This is a genomic window from Streptomyces sp. NPDC127117, assembly GCF_042677325.1.
In the GTDB taxonomy this organism is placed as follows: domain Bacteria; phylum Actinomycetota; class Actinomycetes; order Streptomycetales; family Streptomycetaceae; genus Streptomyces.
In genome coordinates this window covers 262,071-278,849 of sequence record NZ_JBHXTM010000003.1, presented here as the reverse complement: position 1 = coordinate 278,849, position 16,779 = coordinate 262,071, and the positions used below count along the sequence as shown (strand labels likewise).

The window sequence follows — 16,779 nt, the reverse complement described above, 5'->3', positions numbered from 1 at the left end:
CTTTCGGCAGCGTACCAACTCGTTTAGCAGACGTATACGGATCGTTTATCGGCACCTGCGACCATCGACGCATCGCACTCTGTGACTTGCCCAGTCCGGGGCTGCGCCGAGGCGGGGCTCCCGGGAGTGGCATCCCGGGCCCCGACCGCCCGGCCTGACAGCCGATCATTTCGCGCTGCACTTTTCTTCAACTCTAGCTCAGTCAAGTGACTTTGAGCTACCGTCATCCCGTTGCCGCGAACCGCGGGTGGACCGGCCCCTGCCAAGGGCCCTGCATGGCCTGCCTGTCGGTGCGCGCAGCAGATCCGGACTGGGCACCGTCACAAGGAGAACGAGCATTGTCATGCAATCAATCAGTCCACCTGTGCTGTGGGCCGGAGTCGTGGTCACTCTGGCCTATTTCGTATTGGTCGGTTACCTCATCAGGTCGCTGAGGACCAACAAGCGGCTGCCCTCGGTGATCGCGGCCGTGACGGGGCTCGTGGGTGCGCTTCCCGTGGTGCTCTACGCCCTGTATGCCGTGCTCAGCACCCCGGCATAGGTATCCGCACGGAGTACGTATCCGGCTCGGGGAAGCGGCGGGACAAGAGCCGCTTCCCCCAGTCACGCGGCCGTTACCCGTCCTGGGATCTCTCGCCCTGGCGGCAGCAGTCCGGCTCCAGCCCGCGCGGCAGGTGTTCGCCGCCGAAGACCTCCGCGGTCGCCTCGTCGCCGCCGAGCGCGGCGACCGCGAGCAGCAGCGATCCGGCGGTCCAGGTGGTGAGCTCCTCCGGCCAGAACGCCCGGTTGCCCTCGAAGACGTACCCCGTCCAGTACATGCCGCCCTCGGCGCGCAGATGCTGGATGGACTGGAGGATCTCCAGCGCCCGGTCGGACTCGCCCATCACCCAGAGCGCCAGGGCGAGTTCGCAGCTCTCACCGCCGGTCACCCACGGGTTGGGCAGCACGCAGCGCACCCCGAGGCCGGGGACCACGAAGCGGTCCCAGCTCTCCTCGATGCGCTCCTTGGCGGCCGTTCCGGTGAGCGCGCCGCCGAGGACCGGGTAGTACCAGTCCATCGAGTAGCGGCTCTTGTCCAGGAAGCGTTCCGGGTGGCTGCGGATCGCGTGGCTCAGCGCACCGGTCGCCAACTCCCAGTCGGGCTGCGGCTCTTCGCGCCGTTCGGCGATGGCGAGCGCGCAGCGCAGCGCCTGGTGGATGGAGGAGCAGCCGGTCAGCAGCGCGTCGTCGACGGGGGTTCCGTCGGCCTCGCGCTTCCAGCCGATCTGGCCGCCGGGCTGCTGGAGCCGCAGGACGAACTCGACGGCCGCGAAGACGGTCGGCCACATCCGGTCGACGAACGCGTCGTCGCCGGTGGCGAGGTAGTGGTGCCAGACGCCGACGGCCACGTACGCGCAGAAGTTGGTCTCCAGCGAGCGGTCGGTCGGCCGGTCCGGGTCTCCGTCGTGGTACGCGGCGTACCAGGATCCGTCCTCGTTCTGGTGCCGGGCCAGCCAGTCGTACGCGCGCTCCGCGGCGGCGTGTTCGCCCGCCACGTCGAGGGCCATGGCGGCCTCGGTGTGGTCCCACGGGTCGAGGTGGTGGCCGCGGAACCAGGGCAGGGCGCCGTCCTCGCGCTGCACCGCGAGCAGGGCCGCGACGGTCTCGGCGGCCTCCTCGGCGGTGAGGACCCCGGGCAGTACGAGGTGCTCGGTCTGCTCGGGAACGGTCACGCCTCGGCCTTGGTGAGGTCCTCGGCCGCGGCGGCCACGGGCAGGTGCGGCTTGGTCGCGTACGCCACGAAGCTCTTGCCGACGACCGGGTTCAGCAGCTGCTCGGCGACCCGGGTCGCCATGGGCTTCTTCATGATGTCCCAGACCAGCAGCTTGTGGTACGCGCGGACCGGCAGCGCCTTGTCGTTGTCGACCCCGAAGGCGCACTTGAGCCACCAGTACGGCGAGTGCAGGGCGTGGGCGTGGTGGGTGCCGTACGGCTTGAGGCCGGCGCCGCGGATCTTGCCGAGCAGTTCGTCGGCCCTGTAGATCCGGATGTGGCCGCCCTCGACCTCGTGGTAGGCGTCGGAGAGCGTCCAGCAGACCTTCTCGGGGCCGTACCGGGGCACGGTGATCGCGATCCGGCCGCCGGGCCTGAGCACCCGGACCATCTCGGCGAGCACACCCTTGTCGTCGGGGATGTGCTCCATGACCTCGGAGATGATCACGACGTCGAAGGACTCGTCGGGGAACGGCAGGTTGAGCGCGTCGCCCTCCATCGCGGTGGCGGTGGCGCCCTCGGGGGCCTCGCCGGCCTCCTTCATCGCGGCGAACCACTTCGCGACCTCGCGGATCTCCTCGCCGTTCTGGTCGAGGGCCACGACCTGGGCGCCGCGCCGGTAGCACTCGAAGGCGTGGCGTCCGGCGCCGCAGCCCAGGTCGAGCACTCGGTCACCTGCGGCGAGCGGGAAGCGGGTGAAGTCCACGGTCAGCACGAGTGCCTGCTTTCGCGGTCGGGGGAGGCGGGGGCGGTTACGACGGGAACGGGCGGCGTCAACGGCCGCGGCCGGCGCGCGTGGCACCGGACCGGGCGGCGATCGCCTCGCGGTAGAGGGCGGCGGTTCCGATGGCGGCCTGCTTCCAGGTGAAGCGGGAGAGCACCCGGTCACGGCCGGCGGCACCGAGCCGGGCCCGCAGCTCCGGGTCGCCGAGCAGCCGGGCGAGCGCGTCGGCCAGCGCCCCGGCGTCGGCGGGCGGGACGGCCAGGCAGGTCTCGCCGTCCGGGCCCGCGACCTCGGGGATGGCACCGCCGGTGGTGGCGACGAGCGGGGTGCCGGTGGCCATGGCCTCGGCGGCGGGCAGCGAGAACCCTTCGTACAGCGAGGGGACGCAGGCGATCTGGGCGCCGCGCACCAGGTCGACGAGCTCGGCGTCGCTGATGCCCTTGACGAACTCGACGGATTCCCGGAGTCCGTGCCGCTCTATGGCCTGTGCGACCGGTCCGTCCTCGGCCCGCTTTCCGACGACCACGAGGTGCGCCTTCGGGTTCTCGGTACGGAGCTTGGCGAGCGCCTCGACGAGGTGGACGAGACCCTTCAGCGGGACGTCGGCGCTGGAGGTGGTGACGATCCGGCCGGGCACCTCGGCGACCGACGGGTCGGGCGACCAGAGGTCGGTGTCGGCGCCGATGTGCACGACATGGATACGGTCCCGGCGCACCCCGAGGTGGTCGATGATCTCCTGCTGGGAGGAGCCGGAGACGGTGAGCACCGAGGGCAGCCGGCGGGCGACCCGCTTCTGCATCCGGGTGAAGCCGTACCAGCGGCGTACGGAGGCGCGCCGGCGGCGGGTGCCGGCGGCGTCCAGGTCCAGTCGGCGGTCGACGGTTATGGGGTGGTGGATCGTGGTGACGAGCGGGGCGCCGAGGTCGGCGAGGAGTCCGTAGCCGAGCGTCTGGTTGTCGTGGATGACATCGAACTCGCCGCGGCGGGCGGCGAGATGGCGCCGGGCGCGCAGGCTGAAGGTGAGCGGTTCCGGGAAGCCGCCGGTCCACATGGTGGCGACCTCGGCGGCGTCGATCCAGTCGCGGTACTCGCCGCGCCCGGGAGTGCGGAACGGGTCGGGCTGGCGGTAGAGGTCCAGGCTCGGCAGCTCGGTGAGCGGGACGCCTTCGTCGAGCACCGGATAGGGCTGGGCGCCTATCACCTCGACGCTGTGCCCGAGGCGGGCGAGCTCGCGGGCGAGGTGGCGCACGTAGACGCCCTGGCCGCCGCAGAAGGGGTTGCCCTTGTAGGTGAGGAGTGCGATGCGCAACGGACGGTCGTCGGCGGTGCCCGACGTGTCGCTGCCCGTGCGGGGGCCCGACTCTATGGCCTCAGCGGTCACACTCGGCCCCCTTCTCACTGCGTGTTCGCCGGAGCGTAACCGCTCACGCTAATCTAGAACAAGTTTCAGACTGGATCGTTCAATGAGCTACGAATCTACCGGCAGGTAGCGTCGGTGCAACGGCCGGATCAGGTGATTCGCGCCACCACCGGGCACGCTGGCATGCTGTGCGCCCCCGGGAGACCGAGCGCCTCCCTCCGGTCGCGGACAGAAGCCATGGATGGGGACACATGACAGCTGAGGCCAAGCCGGCATCGCCGCCCCTGACCGAACGGCAGGAGGCCCGTCGGCGCCGCATCCTGCACGCCAGCGCCCAGCTCGCCGGCCGGGGCGGCTTCGAGGCGGTGCAGATGCGCGAGGTCGCGGAGGAGGCCGGGGTCGCCCTGGGCACGCTGTACCGCTACTTCCCGTCCAAGATCCATCTGCTGGTCGCCACCATGCAGGACCAGCTCCAGCACATGCACACGACGCTGCACAAGCGCCCGCCGGCCGGCCAGGACCCGGCGCAGCGGGTCGCCGACACCCTGATGCGGGCCTTCCGCGCGCTCCAGCGCGAGCCGCATCTGGCGGACGCGATGGTGCGCGCGCTGACGTTCGCGGACCGCAGCGTCAGCCCGGAGGTGGACACCGTCTCGCGGATCACGACGGCGATCATCCTGGACGCGATGGGTCTGGAGCATCCGACGCCGGAGCAGCTGTCCGCGGTCCGCGTCATCGAGCACACCTGGCACTCCGCGCTGATCACCTGGCTGTCGGGCCGGGCGTCGATCGCCCAGGTGAAGATCGACATCGACACGGTGTGCCGACTGATCGACGTGACCAAGCCCACGGAAGCCCCCTAGCACACACAGGCCCCACTTCGCGGCGTTTTCATCACACTCCTCTCACCGTTCTGACCGAAAGAGCCACAGGCGGCTCCTTAACATGGTCATGACCAGCACCGATGGAGAGGAAGACATGGCTGACCAGTCAGGCATTGCAGGCGGCACGACGGAGGCCCAGGCCCCCGGCGGACCGGGATACGGCGCTCAGCCCCCGGCCGGCTACGGATACGCCGGTGGTGCCGCGCTGCCCAGCGGCAAGGCGACCGCCTCGATGGTGCTCGGCATCCTCGGTCTGGTGCTCATTCCGATCATCCTGCCGATCATCGCGCTGTGCCTCGGCATCTCGGCCAAGCGCATGGCCGACCGGGGCGAGGGCAGCGGCCGCGGCCAGGCGGTCGCGGGCATCGTGATGGGCTGGGTCGGCATCGCGTTCGCCGTGCTCGGCATCACCGTGGCCACGGTCCAGGGCATCAGCGCGATGTGACGGGCCACCGCCCAGGACCCGCGCACCGCGCACCGGCCGCGCCGATGGAACCGTACGATCCGGTTCCCCGGCGCGGCTTTCGCTTTCCGGGCCCATGTGCGGCCCCCACACGCGCACCGCGCCAGGTGGGGTGTCCTGCACCATGTCGACGGCTCCACAGTGTTCATACGGTTCGGCGACATCACATGAACACGCCGAGGAGCCGGTCACCATGCGTCGCAGAGCCACGGGCACCGCCCGTCACCGCAGATCCCTCTCCACCGCCGCCGTGCTGACCGCCGCCGGTCTCGTGCTGGCCGGGTGCACCGCCGCCGGGAAGGCGGGCGGGAGCGACTCCGGCGGGGACTCGAAGGACCGAACCGTCAAGGTCGGTCTGGTGTACTCCCGGACCGGGCTCCTCGCGGACTACGGCAAGCAGTACCGCGACGGGTTCATGGCGGGTCTGGACCACGCCACGAAGGGCACCGGCAAGGTGGCCGGGCACCGCATCGAGGTCACCGAGCAGGACGACGCGGGCGATCCGGGCAAGGCGGTCTCGGCGGCGAAGAACCTGATCGGCAAGGGCTACAAGGTGCTGGCCGGCACCACCGACTCCGGGGTGGCGCTCCAGATGGCGCCGCTCGCCGCCCAGAACAAGGTGCTCTACATCAGCGGCCCGGCCGCCACCGACGCCGTGACCGGCATCAACGACTACACCTTCCGGTCGGGACGGCAGTCCTACCAGGACATCCTCACCGCCGGGGCGATGCTCGGCGAGGCCAGGGGCAAGAAAGTCACGGTGCTGGCCCAGGACTCCACGTTCGGCCAGGCCAATGTCACCGCGGTGAAGGCCGTACTCGGTGCCGAGGGGGCGAAGGTCGGCTCCGTACTGGCCCCGCCCAGCGCCACGGACCTGACCCCGTTCGCCCGGCAGGTGAAGGCGGGCAGGCCCGATCTGGTCTTCGTCGCCTGGGCCGGCTCGACCGCGCCGGCGCTGTGGACCGCGCTGGACCAGCAGGGCGTGCTGGAGGCCGGCAAGGTCGTCACCGGCCTCGCCGGAACGGCCTCGTACCCGGTCTTCGGTGCCGCCGGATCCAAGGTCTCGTTCCTGGCGCACTACTTCCCCGGCGCGGGCGGCGACAACGCCGTGGAGAAGTCCATGCTCGACTCCGTCGAGAAGGCCGGCGGCACCCCGGACCTGTTCACCCCCGACGGTTTCACCGCCGCGCAGATGGTGGTGCGCGCGGTCGAGCAGGGCGGCGCCACCGACACCGCCGCCATGGTCGAGGCCCTGGAGGGCTGGAGCTTCGACGGGGTGAAGGGCAAGGAGCAGGTCCGGGCCGAGGACCACGCCCTGGTGCAGCCGATGTTCGTCGCCAGGCTCAGGGGGTCGGGCGCCGGAGCCCGCCCGGAGCTGGTGAGCACCGCGCCGATGGACGAGGTGGCGCCGCCCGCGAAGCCCTCGGCGGGCTGACCGATGACCGCACCGGACACCACCGCGGAACACCCGGGCGGGGTGCGGAGCACCGCCCCGGTGCTCCGACTGGACGGGCTCGGCTGGGGCGTCGGCGGGGCGACGATCGTCGAGGACGTCACACTGAGCGTCCACGAGGGCGAGTTCCTGGCCTTCATCGGCCCCAACGGGGCGGGCAAGACCTCCCTGTTCAATCTGATCAGCGGGCTGACCACTGCCACCTCCGGCACCATCGCGCTGGACGGCACGGACATGACCGGCCGGCCCGCGCACGCACGGGCGCGGCACGGCATCGGCCGCACGTTCCAGACGTCCAGCCTCTGGCCGGCGATGAGCGTGGCCGACCACGTCCGGCTGGCCGCCCAGGCCGCGCGGGGCGGCTCCCACCGGCTGTGGCGGCGGGCGTCCCGGTACACCGCCGAGGTGGACGGCGTACTGGAACGCACCGGTCTCGGCCACCGGGCACGGGCGACGGCGGCCGAGCTGTCGCACGGCGAGAAGCGGAAGCTGGAACTCGCGGTGCTGCTGGTGGGCGAGCCCCGGCTGATGCTGCTTGACGAGCCGATGGCCGGGGTCAGCGCGGAGGAGGTCCCCGCGCTGACCGAACTCATCCGCGCCCTGCACCGGGACGAGGGCCGCACGGTCCTGATGGTCGAGCACCACATGGACGTCCTGCTGGGGCTGGCCGACCGGCTCGCCGTGATGCACCACGGACGGCTGCTGGCGCTGGACACCCCCGAGGCAGTGACCGCCGATCCGACCGTCCAGCAGGCCTATCTCGGGGAGGGGCTGTGACGGCCGGAACCCTGCTCGCCGTACGGGATCTGCGGGTCCTGATCGGCGGCCGGCACATCCTGCACGGCGTGGACCTGGACGTCGCCCGGCACGGCGTGACCGCGCTGCTCGGCCGCAACGGCGCCGGGAAGACCACGACCGTACGCGGCGTGCTCGGCCTCGTCCCGCGCACCGGCAGCGTGCGGCTGGACGGCGAGGAGACCGTGGCGATGGCGACCCACACCGTGGTGCGCCTCGGCATCGGTTACGCGCCCGAGGACCGCGGTGTCTTCGCCGGGCTGACCGTCGCGGAGAACCTGCGCCTGGCCGAGCGGCGCGGCGCGGACGGGCCCGCCTACCCGCTGGTCCATGAGCTGTTCCCCGAACTGAAGCGCCGCGAGCGGCAGTTGGCCGGAACACTGTCCGGCGGGCAGCAGCAGATGGTGGCCATCGGCCGCACCCTGCTCAACGGGAACCGGCTGATCATCGCCGACGAACCCACCAAGGGCCTGGCGCCGAAGGTGGTCACCGAGGTCGCCCGGGTGCTGGAGCGGGCCGCCGAGGCGGTGCCGGTGCTGCTCGTGGAGCAGAACCTCGCCGTGGTGCGGCGCCTGGCCCGGCACTGCGCGGTGCTCGCGGACGGCCGGACCGCCCATCAGGGACCGGCCGCCGAGCTGCTGGGCGACGCGGAAGCCGCACGGCGCCTGCTGGGCGTGGGACACGGCCCGGCCACCGAAGCACCTTCCGTGGAGGCGGATTCCTGATGTCCACCGTCGTTCTGCTCACCATGACCGGACTCGGTCTGGGAGCCCTCTACTTCCTGATCGCATCGGGACTCTCGCTGATCTTCGGCCTGATGGACGTGCTCAACTTCGCGCACGGGGCGCTGCTCTCCATCGGCGCGTACGGCACCTGGTGGGCGGCCTCCGGCAATCTGCCGGGCGCCGGTCCGGGCGGGGCGGGCTTCGTCCTCGCCGTCCTGTTCGGTACGGCGGTGGGCACCGCGGCCGCCGTGCTGCTGGAACTCGCCGTCGTACGGCCGCTCTACACCCGGCCCCGCGAGCAGGTCCTCGCGACGGTCGGGGTGGGGCTCGCCGTCCCGGCGCTGCTGTCGGGCATCTGGGGCTCGGACGCCCGCACCTTCCCCGGCCCGAAGGCGCTGTCCGGCACGTTCGGCCTGTTCGGCGCCCAGGTGCCGGTCAACCGGCTGGTCCTGGTCGCGGCGGCGGTCGTCGTCCTCGTGGCGCTGCGGCTCTTCCTCGGCCGCACCCGGCACGGTCTGGTCGTACGGGCCGGGGTCGAGGACCGGGCCATGGTCACCGCGCTCGGCGTCGACGTGCGGAAGGCGTTCACGCTGGTCTTCGCGATCGGCGGCTGCGCGGCCGCGCTCGGCGGGGCGCTCGGCGGCCTGTACTTCGGCTCGGTCGACCCGCGTCAGGGCACCTCCCTGCTGATCTTCGCGTTCGTCGTGGTGGTCACCGGGGGCATGGGGTCGGTGAGCGGCGCCGCCGTGGCGTCCGTCGTCATCGGCCTGGTCCAGCAGTTCGCCAACTACTACACCGCAGCGGGCCTCGGCGACCTGGCGGTCGTCGTCCTGCTCGCCGCGCTGCTGCTCGTACGGCCGCGCGGACTGACCGGGAGGCTCGCGTGAGCACCGCCACCGAGACACAACACCGCACCGGCGGGGAGAATCCGGCCGCGCAGGCGTCCGGGAGCACCGTCCGGCTGCTGCGCCGCTGGTGGCCCGCCGCCGTACTGCTGGTCCTGGCCCTCGCCCCGTTCAGCGCGCTGCCGCTGCCGGGGCTCCTGGACGGCCCGCTCGGCAGTCCGGGAAGTCTCCAACTCCTCGCCATCTGCCTGCTGTTCGGCGCCCTGGCGACCGGTTACGACCTGCTGCTCGGCCGCACCGGGCTGCTCTCCTTCGGGCATGCGCTGTACTTCGCGGCGGGCAGCTACGCCACCAACGTGTTCCTGCTGGAGGCCGGTCTCCCGTTCGCCGTGTCCGCGCTGCTCGGCGTCTGCTGCGGGATCGCGCTCGCGCTGGTCCTCGGGTCGGTGAGCCTGCGGGTCACCGGCATCGGCTTCTCCATGGTGACGCTGGCGTTCGCCCAGGCCGGGTCGATCCTGGTCTCCCGCAACCCCGGCGGCCTGACCGGCGGCGAGGAGGGCCGGGCCGCCCCGGCCGAGCTGCTGCCGTCCGGGCTGGTCGGCATCGAGAACACCGCGAACCTCTACTGGCTGGCGCTCGGCTATCTGGTCCTGACGCTCGCCGTCGTCCACCGGGCGGTCAACTCCCCCACCGGGCGTGTCTGGGAGGGCATCAAGGAGAACGAGCGCCGGGTGGAGGTGCTGGGGCTGAAGCCGTACGGGTTCAAGCTCACCGCCTTCGTCCTGGCGGGCGCCCTGGCCGCGCTGGGCGGTCTGGTGCACCTGCTGCTCACCGGCGGCTCGACCCCGCAGACCACCACCTCCGACTTCACGCTGTCGCTGCTGGTGATGGTGGTGCTGGGCGGGTCCGGCACCCGGTGGGGGCCGATGGCCGGCGGCATCCTCTACACCTGGGCCGATCACCGGCTCGGCGATCTGGCCGGTTCGGGCGCGGTCGCCGAACTGCCCGCGGTGCTGCGGGTGCCGCTGTCCCAGCCGCTGTTCCTGCTCGGTGTGCTGTTCGTCGCCGTGGTACACCTGCTGCCCGGCGGACTGGCCCGGCTGCCGTCCCGGCTGCGCGCGGCACGCCGTACGCCCGCCGCCACCGAACCGTCCATGGACAGGAAGTCCCGGAAGGAGAACGGACACCCGTGATCGCGTACGAAGAGGTACGAGTCCCCGTCGACGGGGGCGAGTTGGCGGTGCTCCGGTGGCCGGCCCGGGAGCCCGGGGCGCCGGTCGTCCTCGCCCTGCACGGCATCACGGCCAACGCGCTGTCCTGGGGGCCGGTGGCGCGGCTGCTGGACGGCCGCGTCACCCTGGTCGCGCCGGATCTGCGGGGCCGGGCCGGGAGTTCCGCGCTGCCCGGACCGTACGGGATCGCCGCGCACGCCGACGACGTGGCCGCCGTGGCCTCGGCGCTGGGCACCGGCCGGGTGGTGCTGGCGGGCCATTCGATGGGCGCGTTCGTGGCGGCGCTGGCCGCCGTACGGCACCCGGAGCGGTTCGGGCCGCTGCTGCTGGTGGACGGCGGCATCGGCTTCCCCGCTCCCACGCACCTCGCGCCGGACGAGCTGATGACCGCCGTGATCGGCCCGGCGATGGACCGGCTGTCGATGACCTTTCCGGACCGGGCGGCGTACCGCTCGTTCTGGCGGGCGCACCCCGCGTTCGCGGACGCCTGGTCCGACGAGGTGGACGCGTACATCCAGCGCGATCTGACCGGGGACGAGCCCGCCATGCGTTCCACCTGCCGGATCGAGGCGGTGCGCACCGACGGCATCGGCCTCTTCGACGAGGAGGTGCTGACGGCGGTACGGAAGCTGCCCGTCCCGGCGACGCTGCTGTGGGCGCAGCGCGGCCTGATGGACGAGGAGCAGGGCCTGTACGACGAGACCCGGCTGGCGGCGGCGGACCTCGGGGGCACCCGGGTGACGCCGGTCGCGGTGCGGGGCGTCAACCACTACACGGTGCTGACGGGGGACGCGGGCGGCAAGGAGATCGCGCGCCGGCTGCTGGACCTGTCCGGCGCCTGAGGACGGCCGGGGCGTGTCCGGATCCGGTCTGCCGGACACGCGCGCCAGGGCCTTTCGTTTGGATCGGGCCGGATCAGGCACCGGGGCACGCGAGCCCGGCAGGATCCGAACGAGAGGCCCTAGCGGTCCCGGCCGCCCGCCAGCAGGTGGAGCCGCAGGGCGAGTTGCAGCTCCAGGGCGCGTCCCGGCTCGTTCCAGTCGCGTCCCAGCAGCACCTGCACCCGGTCCAGCCGTTGCACCACCGTGTTGACGTGTACGTGGAGTTCGTCCTTGGCGCGGACGAGGCTGCCCCCGGAGCCGAAGTAGGCGCCGAGGGTGCGCACCAGGTGGGTGCCGCGCTGCGCGTCGTACTCCAGCAACGGGCCGAGCGTCGCCGAGACGAAGCCGTCGATGTCCTGCGCGTTGCCCAGGACCACGCCCAGGAAGCCGAGTTCCTCGACGCAGGCGCCTTCTCCCGTGCGCCCGAGGACCCGCATCGCGCGCAGGCAGCGGGTGGCCTCCCCGTAGGCGGCGGCCAGTTCGCGGGCGCCGCGCGCCGGGCCGGTGGCGGCGACGGTGACGGGGGTCTGGGCGAGCCGGCCGAGCTGGGCCGCCGCCGCGCGGGCAGCGTCGCCCGCGGCCGGTCCGGGGTCACCGGCCGCCACCAGCAGCACCACGGCCCCGGCGTGTTCCGCGCTCACCCCGTGGATGTCCCCGCCGAACAGATAGCGCATCGCGGCGGGGGCCAGCCGCTCCCGGGCCCCGCACTCGGCCACCAGCAGCAGATGCGGGCGGTCGAGGTCGATGCCCAGGCGGCGGCCGCGTTCGGTGAGTCCGGCCGGGTCGCGGTCCGCGTCGGTCAGCAGGTCGGAGATCAGCTCGCCCCGGATCCGGTTCTCGGTCTCGGCGACGGTGCGGCGCAGCAGCAGGAGCAGTCCGGTGACCACCGAGGCCCGTTCGAAGAGCCGCCGGTCGGAGTCGTCGAGCTGTCCGCGCCGGTGCAGGACGAGACCGGCGAGGAGTTCCCGCCCGGCGAGGACCGCGCAGATCCACCGGCCGTCGCGGTGCACGGCACGGGCGCCGGTACGGGATTCCTCGGCGGTCTCGGCCAGCCATCCGGCGTCCATGCCGTCGGCGGCGAAGTCCGCGCCGTCGGGCCGGACGGCCGCCAGGGGCCGCCCGCCGGGGTCGTGAATGGTCAGCGGGGAGTCCAGCAGCCCGGCGACCGCCGCCGCGACGTCCTTGACGTCCCGGCCGCGCAGCACCAGGTCGGTGAGCCGGTCGTGGGACTCCTCGGCCCGTCGCATGGCCGCCGAGTGCGCCCGTACCGCCGCGTTGGCCTCGGCCAGCTCGGCGTTCGCGCCCGCCAGTTCGTCCAGCGCGGACCGGGTGTCGGCGAGCGCGCGGGCGGTGTCGATGGCGATCGCGGCATGGGCGGCGAGCGAGCAGAGCAACGCGACCTCGTCGGGGCTGAAGACACGGGGCGCGCGGTCGGCGGCGAAGAGGACGCCGATGACCTTTCCGGTGCCGCCGCGGCTGGAACCGAGGAGCAGCGGCACGCCCAGGATGGCGACGAGCCCGTCGTCGAGCACCGCGAAGTCGATGTTGCGGGTGTGGTGGAAGCGGTCGTCGGTGCGGTAGTCGTGGGTGGCGTACGGGCTCGCGGTCTGCGCCACCAGCCCGCCGAGCCCTTCGCCCAGCTCCAGCCGCAGGCGCTGGAAGGCCACCGACACCGATCCGTCGGTGACCCTCATGTAGGTGTCCCCCGCTTCCTCGTCGGGAAGCGTGAGATACGCGGTGTCCGTGCCGAGCAGCATCCTGGCCCGGCGGACGATCGCGTTCAGCACCTCGTCCAGGTCGCGGGAGGCGGCCAGGTCGCCCGCGGTGTCGAAGAGCGCGGTGAGCTGGAGCTCGCGGCGGCGGTGCTGGCGCAGGGCGCCCCTGATGCGCAGGGCGGTGGCGGCGGCCCGCTCCACCTCCGCCAGATCGCCGGCGGGCACCCCGGCGGCCCGCGCCTGCGAGGAGACCGCGCCCAGCGCCTCGGCGGGGGCGTCGTCGGCCAGCAGGTCGAGCAGGCGTCGCAGATGGGGCGCGGCGGAGGCGGAGGTGGACGGTTCAGACATGGGCGGCCGGGATTCGTAGGGGACGGGATTCGTGGGGGGGCGGGATTCGCGGGGGCGGGGGTCAGTTGGCGGTCCAGCCGCCGTCCATGGAGAGCGAGGTTCCGGTGATGTGCCCGGTGCGCGGCCCGCAGAGCCACAGCACGGCCTCGGCGACGTCGCCGGGGTCGATCAGCCGCTTGATCGCACTGCGTTCCAGCATGACCCGGCCCACCACCTCCTCCTCGGAGATGCCGTGCGTACGGGCCTGGTCGGCGATCTGGTTCTCGACCAGCGGGGTGCGTACGTACCCGGGGCAGACGCAGTTGCTCGTCACCCCGTGCTCCGCCGCTTCGAGCGCGACCACCTTGCTGAGTCCCTCCAGTGCGTGTTTGGCCGTCACATAGGCCGACTTGTAGGGGCTGGCCCGCAGTCCGTGCACCGACGAGATGTTGACCACACGCCCCCAGCCGCGTTCGTACATGCCCGGCAGGGTCCGGCGCAAGATGCGGAACGGGGTCTCCACCATGACGCGCTGGATCAGTGCGAAGCGGTCCGGCGGGAATTCGTGCACGGGGGCGACGTGCTGGAGCCCGGCGTTGTTGACCACGATGTCCACGTCGGCGGGCAGGGTGTCCACCACGTCGGGGACGGCGAGATCGGCCACCCACGCCGTCCCGCCGATCGCCTCCGCCAGGCTCTTCACGGCGTCGGCGGCCTTGTCCACCACGTGCACATGGGCGCCGGCGGCCGCCAGGGCCTGTGCGCAGGCCCGCCCGATGCCGCTCGCTGCGCCGGTCACCAGCGCGGTGCGCCCGGTCGGCGTCGGGTTCGCGGGCGGCGGGTCGGTGAGCGGGGCGGGCCCGGGGGCCTGGGGCTGAGGAGTCTCCATGGCCGTCACCGTAAGGAGACCGGGGCCCACGTCACACGGGGCCGGTGCACACACCGTCGTACGCCGGCATGGTGGCCGCGTACATGGGGCGGGTCGGGCGGCGGGCCGTCGGTGTGCCGCGCCGGGCACGGTCCGCCGCCGCCGGCCGGGGCACGCAACGGCGGTGCCGCACACAGCCGGTGCCGGCAAGTGGCCGCCGGGCCCATGGGCGGGGGCGCGCGGGGGTCGTAGCGTCCGCCGGCAGTGTCCGATCAGCAGGCACAGCCCTCACAGGGAGGCACCCGTGCGCCCATCGATCCTGCGACGCCTGCTCCGGCGCGTCGCCCCCACGGCCGCTCTCGCTCTCGTCGCGGCAATGCTCGGCACCACCGGAGCGGCGCCGCCGGCCACGGCCGCCGGTGGTCTGCAACAGGTCACCGGCTTCGGCTCGAACCCCGGCAGCCTCCAGATGTACGAGTACGCCCCCGCGTCCCTGCCGGCGAACGCGCCGCTGGTCGTCGCCCTGCACGGCTGTACGCAGACCGCGAACGACTACTACACGAACTCGGGCTGGCCGAAGTACGCCGACCTGTGGGGCTTCGCCGTGGTGTTCCCGCAGACCACGGCCGCCAACAACGCGCTGTCCTGCTTCGGCTGGTTCGATCCGGCCGAGGACGGCCGGGGCCGGGGCGAGGCCGCCTCGATCGTGCAGATGGTGGAGTACGCGAAGCAGCAGTACGGCTCGGACGGCCGCCGGGTGTACGTCACCGGCCTCTCGGCGGGCGGCGGCATGACGGCCGACCTGCTGGCCGCCTACCCGGACGTGTTCGCGGGCGGCTCCGTGGCCTCGGGCCTGCCCGCCCAGTGCGCGACGAGCCAGGCGGGCGCGTCCGGCTGCCAGACGGGGCCGCAGAAGCTGACGCCCGCGCAGTGGGGCGACAAGGTGCGCGCCTCCTACCCCGGGTACACGGGGCCCTGGCCCCGGGTGGCGATCTGGCAGGGCAGCGCCGACTACACGGTGTACCCGGCCAACGCGACGGCCCTGCGCGACCAGTGGACGGACGTCTGGGGCATCGGCCAGACCCCGTCGGCCACGGACAGCCTCCCCGGCAACACGACGCGCAGCGTGTACGACGACGCCTCGGGGAATCCGGCGGTGGTGACGTACTCCGTCTCCGGCATGGGCCATGGTCTGGCCGTGAGCCCCGGCTCGGGCGCCGAGCAGTGCGGGACGACGGCCGCGTACTTCCTGACCGCCATCTGCTCGACGTATCACACCGGTGTCTTCTGGGGCCTGGACCGGGACGTGCCCGGCGGCGGGGAGCAGCTTCCCGCCCCGTCCGGCCTGCGTGTCACGGACGTCGCGGCGGACCGTGTCTCGCTGTCCTGGGACGCGGTCGCGGGGGCGGACTCGTACGCGGTGCACCGCAACGGTACGAAGGCCGCCGCCACCGCCGGTACGGCGTACACGGACACCGGTCTCACCGCCGGTACGGCGTACCGCTACACGGTGACGGCGGTCGACGGATCGGGCACGCCCGGCACCGCCTCGCCCCAGGTGACGGCGACCACCACCGGCGGCACCCCGGCGCGGTGCTTCACCGCCACCAACTACGCGCAGGTGTCGGCGGGCCGGGCGCACACCACGGGCGGTTATGTGTACGCCAACGGCTCGGACCAGAACATGGGCCTGTACAACGTGTTCGTCACCCACACCCTGCGGGAGTCGCCGACGGGGTACTTCGTGATCGCGGACACCGGGTGCACGGCCTGAGCGGTGTCCGGTGCGGTGCCCGGCCCCGGTGTGCGGCCCCGGTGTGCGGCCCCGATCTCCGGTACGTGGGGTCAGGTCTTGCGCAGGTCCGGGGCCGGGACGCCGATGAGCAGCCGCCGCACGGCGTCCCACGCGGTGCGCATCGCCCGGGTGAGGGCGGGCGGATCGCTGCCGACGACCCGGACCCACGCCCCGCAGTCGTCGGGCAGGGTGCTCGCCCCGAAGAGCAGACCGGTCGGTTCGAGCGCCTCGTGGAGGGTGTCGGCGATCCGGCCCGCGGGGGCGAGCGGGGTGACCGCGTACAGGGAGGCCATCAGGTCGTGGCCCGCGAAGACGGCCGGCCCGGTGACCCCGCCCGGCCCGTGCGGGTCGAGCCGCACGCTGTCCACCGCCAGGAGCGTCCCGTCGGGGCGCAGGATCTCCAGATCGCTGAAGAGCATCCGGTAGGCGTGCCGTTCGCCTCGGGCGAGCCGTCCGGCGGCGATCGTCTCGCCCAGCAGCACGGTGGCGGTCGGGTCGACGGTCGCGCGGGTGTGCTGGTAGAAGCGGGCGTCCCGGTAGGGGATGAGGGAGTCCGGCAGGTACTCGACGTAACTGCCCTCCCCCGCCGCCAGGTTGACGATCTGGGTCGCGTGGTCGAACTCCATCCGGTGCACTTTGGTCGCGGCCTGTGTGGTCAGGTGGACCGAGGTGCCGGGGCCGCAGTCGATGTCGATCCGGTTGCGGTCGGCCTGGATGATGCCACCGCCGGTCGACATCAGATAGGTCACCGGAAGGTCGGGCCGCAGCGGATCGATGTACAGCGGGCGCATGATCTGCAGCGGTGACTTCTGGTACCGGTCGACGAGTTCGGTCCGCCCGCCCACCCGCGCGTAGCCCAGTTCGAGCAGTCCGACCTTGCCGGGGCGCCCGGCGGCCAGGGTGTCCGGGGTGCCGGTGAGGCCGAGCATCCGGGCCGGTACCCGCCGGGGTTCGTAGTGC

Annotated in this window: 16 protein-coding genes; 10 read left to right on the top strand and 6 right to left on the bottom strand. The window is 72.7% G+C overall.

Translation table 11 applies throughout. The features are described 5' to 3' along the window. Positions 1–343 precede the first annotated feature (343 nt). Positions 344–541, top strand: coding sequence for a hypothetical protein (locus tag ACFVH0_RS04780; protein WP_360549374.1), 198 nt, complete (start codon positions 344–346; stop codon positions 539–541). 73 nt (positions 542–614) lie between these two features. Here the strand turns inward: ACFVH0_RS04780 and ACFVH0_RS04775 are convergent, their stop codons facing one another. Genes ACFVH0_RS04775 through ACFVH0_RS04765 form a run of 3 tightly spaced genes read right to left on the bottom strand, consistent with a single transcriptional unit; the run spans position 615 to position 3,857 of the window. Further along, a complete protein-coding gene (locus ACFVH0_RS04775) occupies positions 615–1,712 on the bottom strand; it encodes a prenyltransferase (RefSeq protein ID WP_385818017.1) in 1,098 nt (365 codons plus the stop codon). Beyond that, positions 1,709–2,467, bottom strand: coding sequence for a class I SAM-dependent methyltransferase (locus tag ACFVH0_RS04770; RefSeq protein WP_385818016.1), 759 nt, complete (start codon positions 2,465–2,467; stop codon positions 1,709–1,711). Before ACFVH0_RS04770 ends, ACFVH0_RS04775 begins: the two co-directional genes overlap by 4 nt. A gap of 58 nt (positions 2,468–2,525) precedes the next feature. Continuing rightward, complete coding sequence (locus ACFVH0_RS04765) at positions 2,526–3,857, bottom strand: glycosyltransferase family 4 protein (protein ID WP_385818015.1); 1,332 nt, start codon at positions 3,855–3,857, stop codon at positions 2,526–2,528. A gap of 230 nt (positions 3,858–4,087) precedes the next feature. On the opposite strand from ACFVH0_RS04765, the gene ACFVH0_RS04760 reads away from it, so the two are divergent. From ACFVH0_RS04760 to ACFVH0_RS04725, 8 genes are all read left to right on the top strand, one after another. Next, positions 4,088–4,699, top strand: coding sequence for a TetR family transcriptional regulator (locus ACFVH0_RS04760; RefSeq protein ID WP_385818014.1), 612 nt, complete (start codon positions 4,088–4,090; stop codon positions 4,697–4,699). Between the two features lie 115 nt (positions 4,700–4,814). Then, a complete protein-coding gene (locus ACFVH0_RS04755; protein ID WP_385818013.1) occupies positions 4,815–5,165 on the top strand; it encodes a DUF4190 domain-containing protein in 351 nt (116 codons plus the stop codon). Positions 5,166–5,376: 211 nt separating this feature from the next. Continuing rightward, on the top strand, positions 5,377–6,618 hold the full coding sequence (locus ACFVH0_RS04750; RefSeq protein ID WP_385818012.1) for a substrate-binding domain-containing protein: 1,242 nt from the start codon (positions 5,377–5,379) through the stop codon (positions 6,616–6,618). 3 nt (positions 6,619–6,621) lie between these two features. Beyond that, positions 6,622–7,413 (top strand): ABC transporter ATP-binding protein, encoded by a 792-nt coding sequence (locus ACFVH0_RS04745; protein ID WP_385818011.1) that lies wholly within the window; start codon positions 6,622–6,624, stop codon positions 7,411–7,413. Further along, positions 7,410–8,156: an ABC transporter ATP-binding protein gene (locus ACFVH0_RS04740; RefSeq protein WP_385818010.1), complete on the top strand. Its 747-nt coding sequence runs from the start codon at positions 7,410–7,412 to the stop codon at positions 8,154–8,156. Before ACFVH0_RS04745 ends, ACFVH0_RS04740 begins: the two co-directional genes overlap by 4 nt. After that, positions 8,156–9,043, top strand: coding sequence for a branched-chain amino acid ABC transporter permease (locus ACFVH0_RS04735; RefSeq protein ID WP_385818009.1), 888 nt, complete (start codon positions 8,156–8,158; stop codon positions 9,041–9,043). The genes ACFVH0_RS04740 and ACFVH0_RS04735 overlap by 1 nt, the downstream gene beginning before the upstream one ends. Next, a complete protein-coding gene (locus tag ACFVH0_RS04730; protein WP_385818008.1) occupies positions 9,040–10,194 on the top strand; it encodes a branched-chain amino acid ABC transporter permease in 1,155 nt (384 codons plus the stop codon). The genes ACFVH0_RS04735 and ACFVH0_RS04730 overlap by 4 nt, the downstream gene beginning before the upstream one ends. Then, on the top strand, positions 10,191–11,075 hold the full coding sequence (locus ACFVH0_RS04725; RefSeq protein ID WP_385818007.1) for an alpha/beta fold hydrolase: 885 nt from the start codon (positions 10,191–10,193) through the stop codon (positions 11,073–11,075). Before ACFVH0_RS04730 ends, ACFVH0_RS04725 begins: the two co-directional genes overlap by 4 nt. A gap of 119 nt (positions 11,076–11,194) precedes the next feature. Here ACFVH0_RS04725 and ACFVH0_RS04720 read toward each other — a convergent pair whose 3' ends face one another. Together ACFVH0_RS04720 and ACFVH0_RS04715 are read right to left on the bottom strand one after the other, a co-directional pair. Then, entirely contained in the window at positions 11,195–13,177 is a 1,983-nt protein-coding gene (locus ACFVH0_RS04720; RefSeq protein WP_385818006.1) for a helix-turn-helix domain-containing protein, read from the bottom strand. A 61-nt stretch (positions 13,178–13,238) separates the two neighbouring features. Then, positions 13,239–14,045: a 3-hydroxybutyrate dehydrogenase gene (locus tag ACFVH0_RS04715; protein WP_385818005.1), complete on the bottom strand. Its 807-nt coding sequence runs from the start codon at positions 14,043–14,045 to the stop codon at positions 13,239–13,241. A 283-nt stretch (positions 14,046–14,328) separates the two neighbouring features. Between ACFVH0_RS04715 and ACFVH0_RS04710 the strand changes: the two genes are divergently transcribed. Next, on the top strand, positions 14,329–15,798 hold the full coding sequence (locus ACFVH0_RS04710) for a PHB depolymerase family esterase (protein WP_385818004.1): 1,470 nt from the start codon (positions 14,329–14,331) through the stop codon (positions 15,796–15,798). A 71-nt stretch (positions 15,799–15,869) separates the two neighbouring features. Here ACFVH0_RS04710 and ACFVH0_RS04705 read toward each other — a convergent pair whose 3' ends face one another. Then, complete coding sequence (locus tag ACFVH0_RS04705) at positions 15,870–16,748, bottom strand: urease accessory protein UreD (protein ID WP_385818069.1); 879 nt, start codon at positions 16,746–16,748, stop codon at positions 15,870–15,872. Positions 16,749–16,779 lie beyond the last annotated feature (31 nt).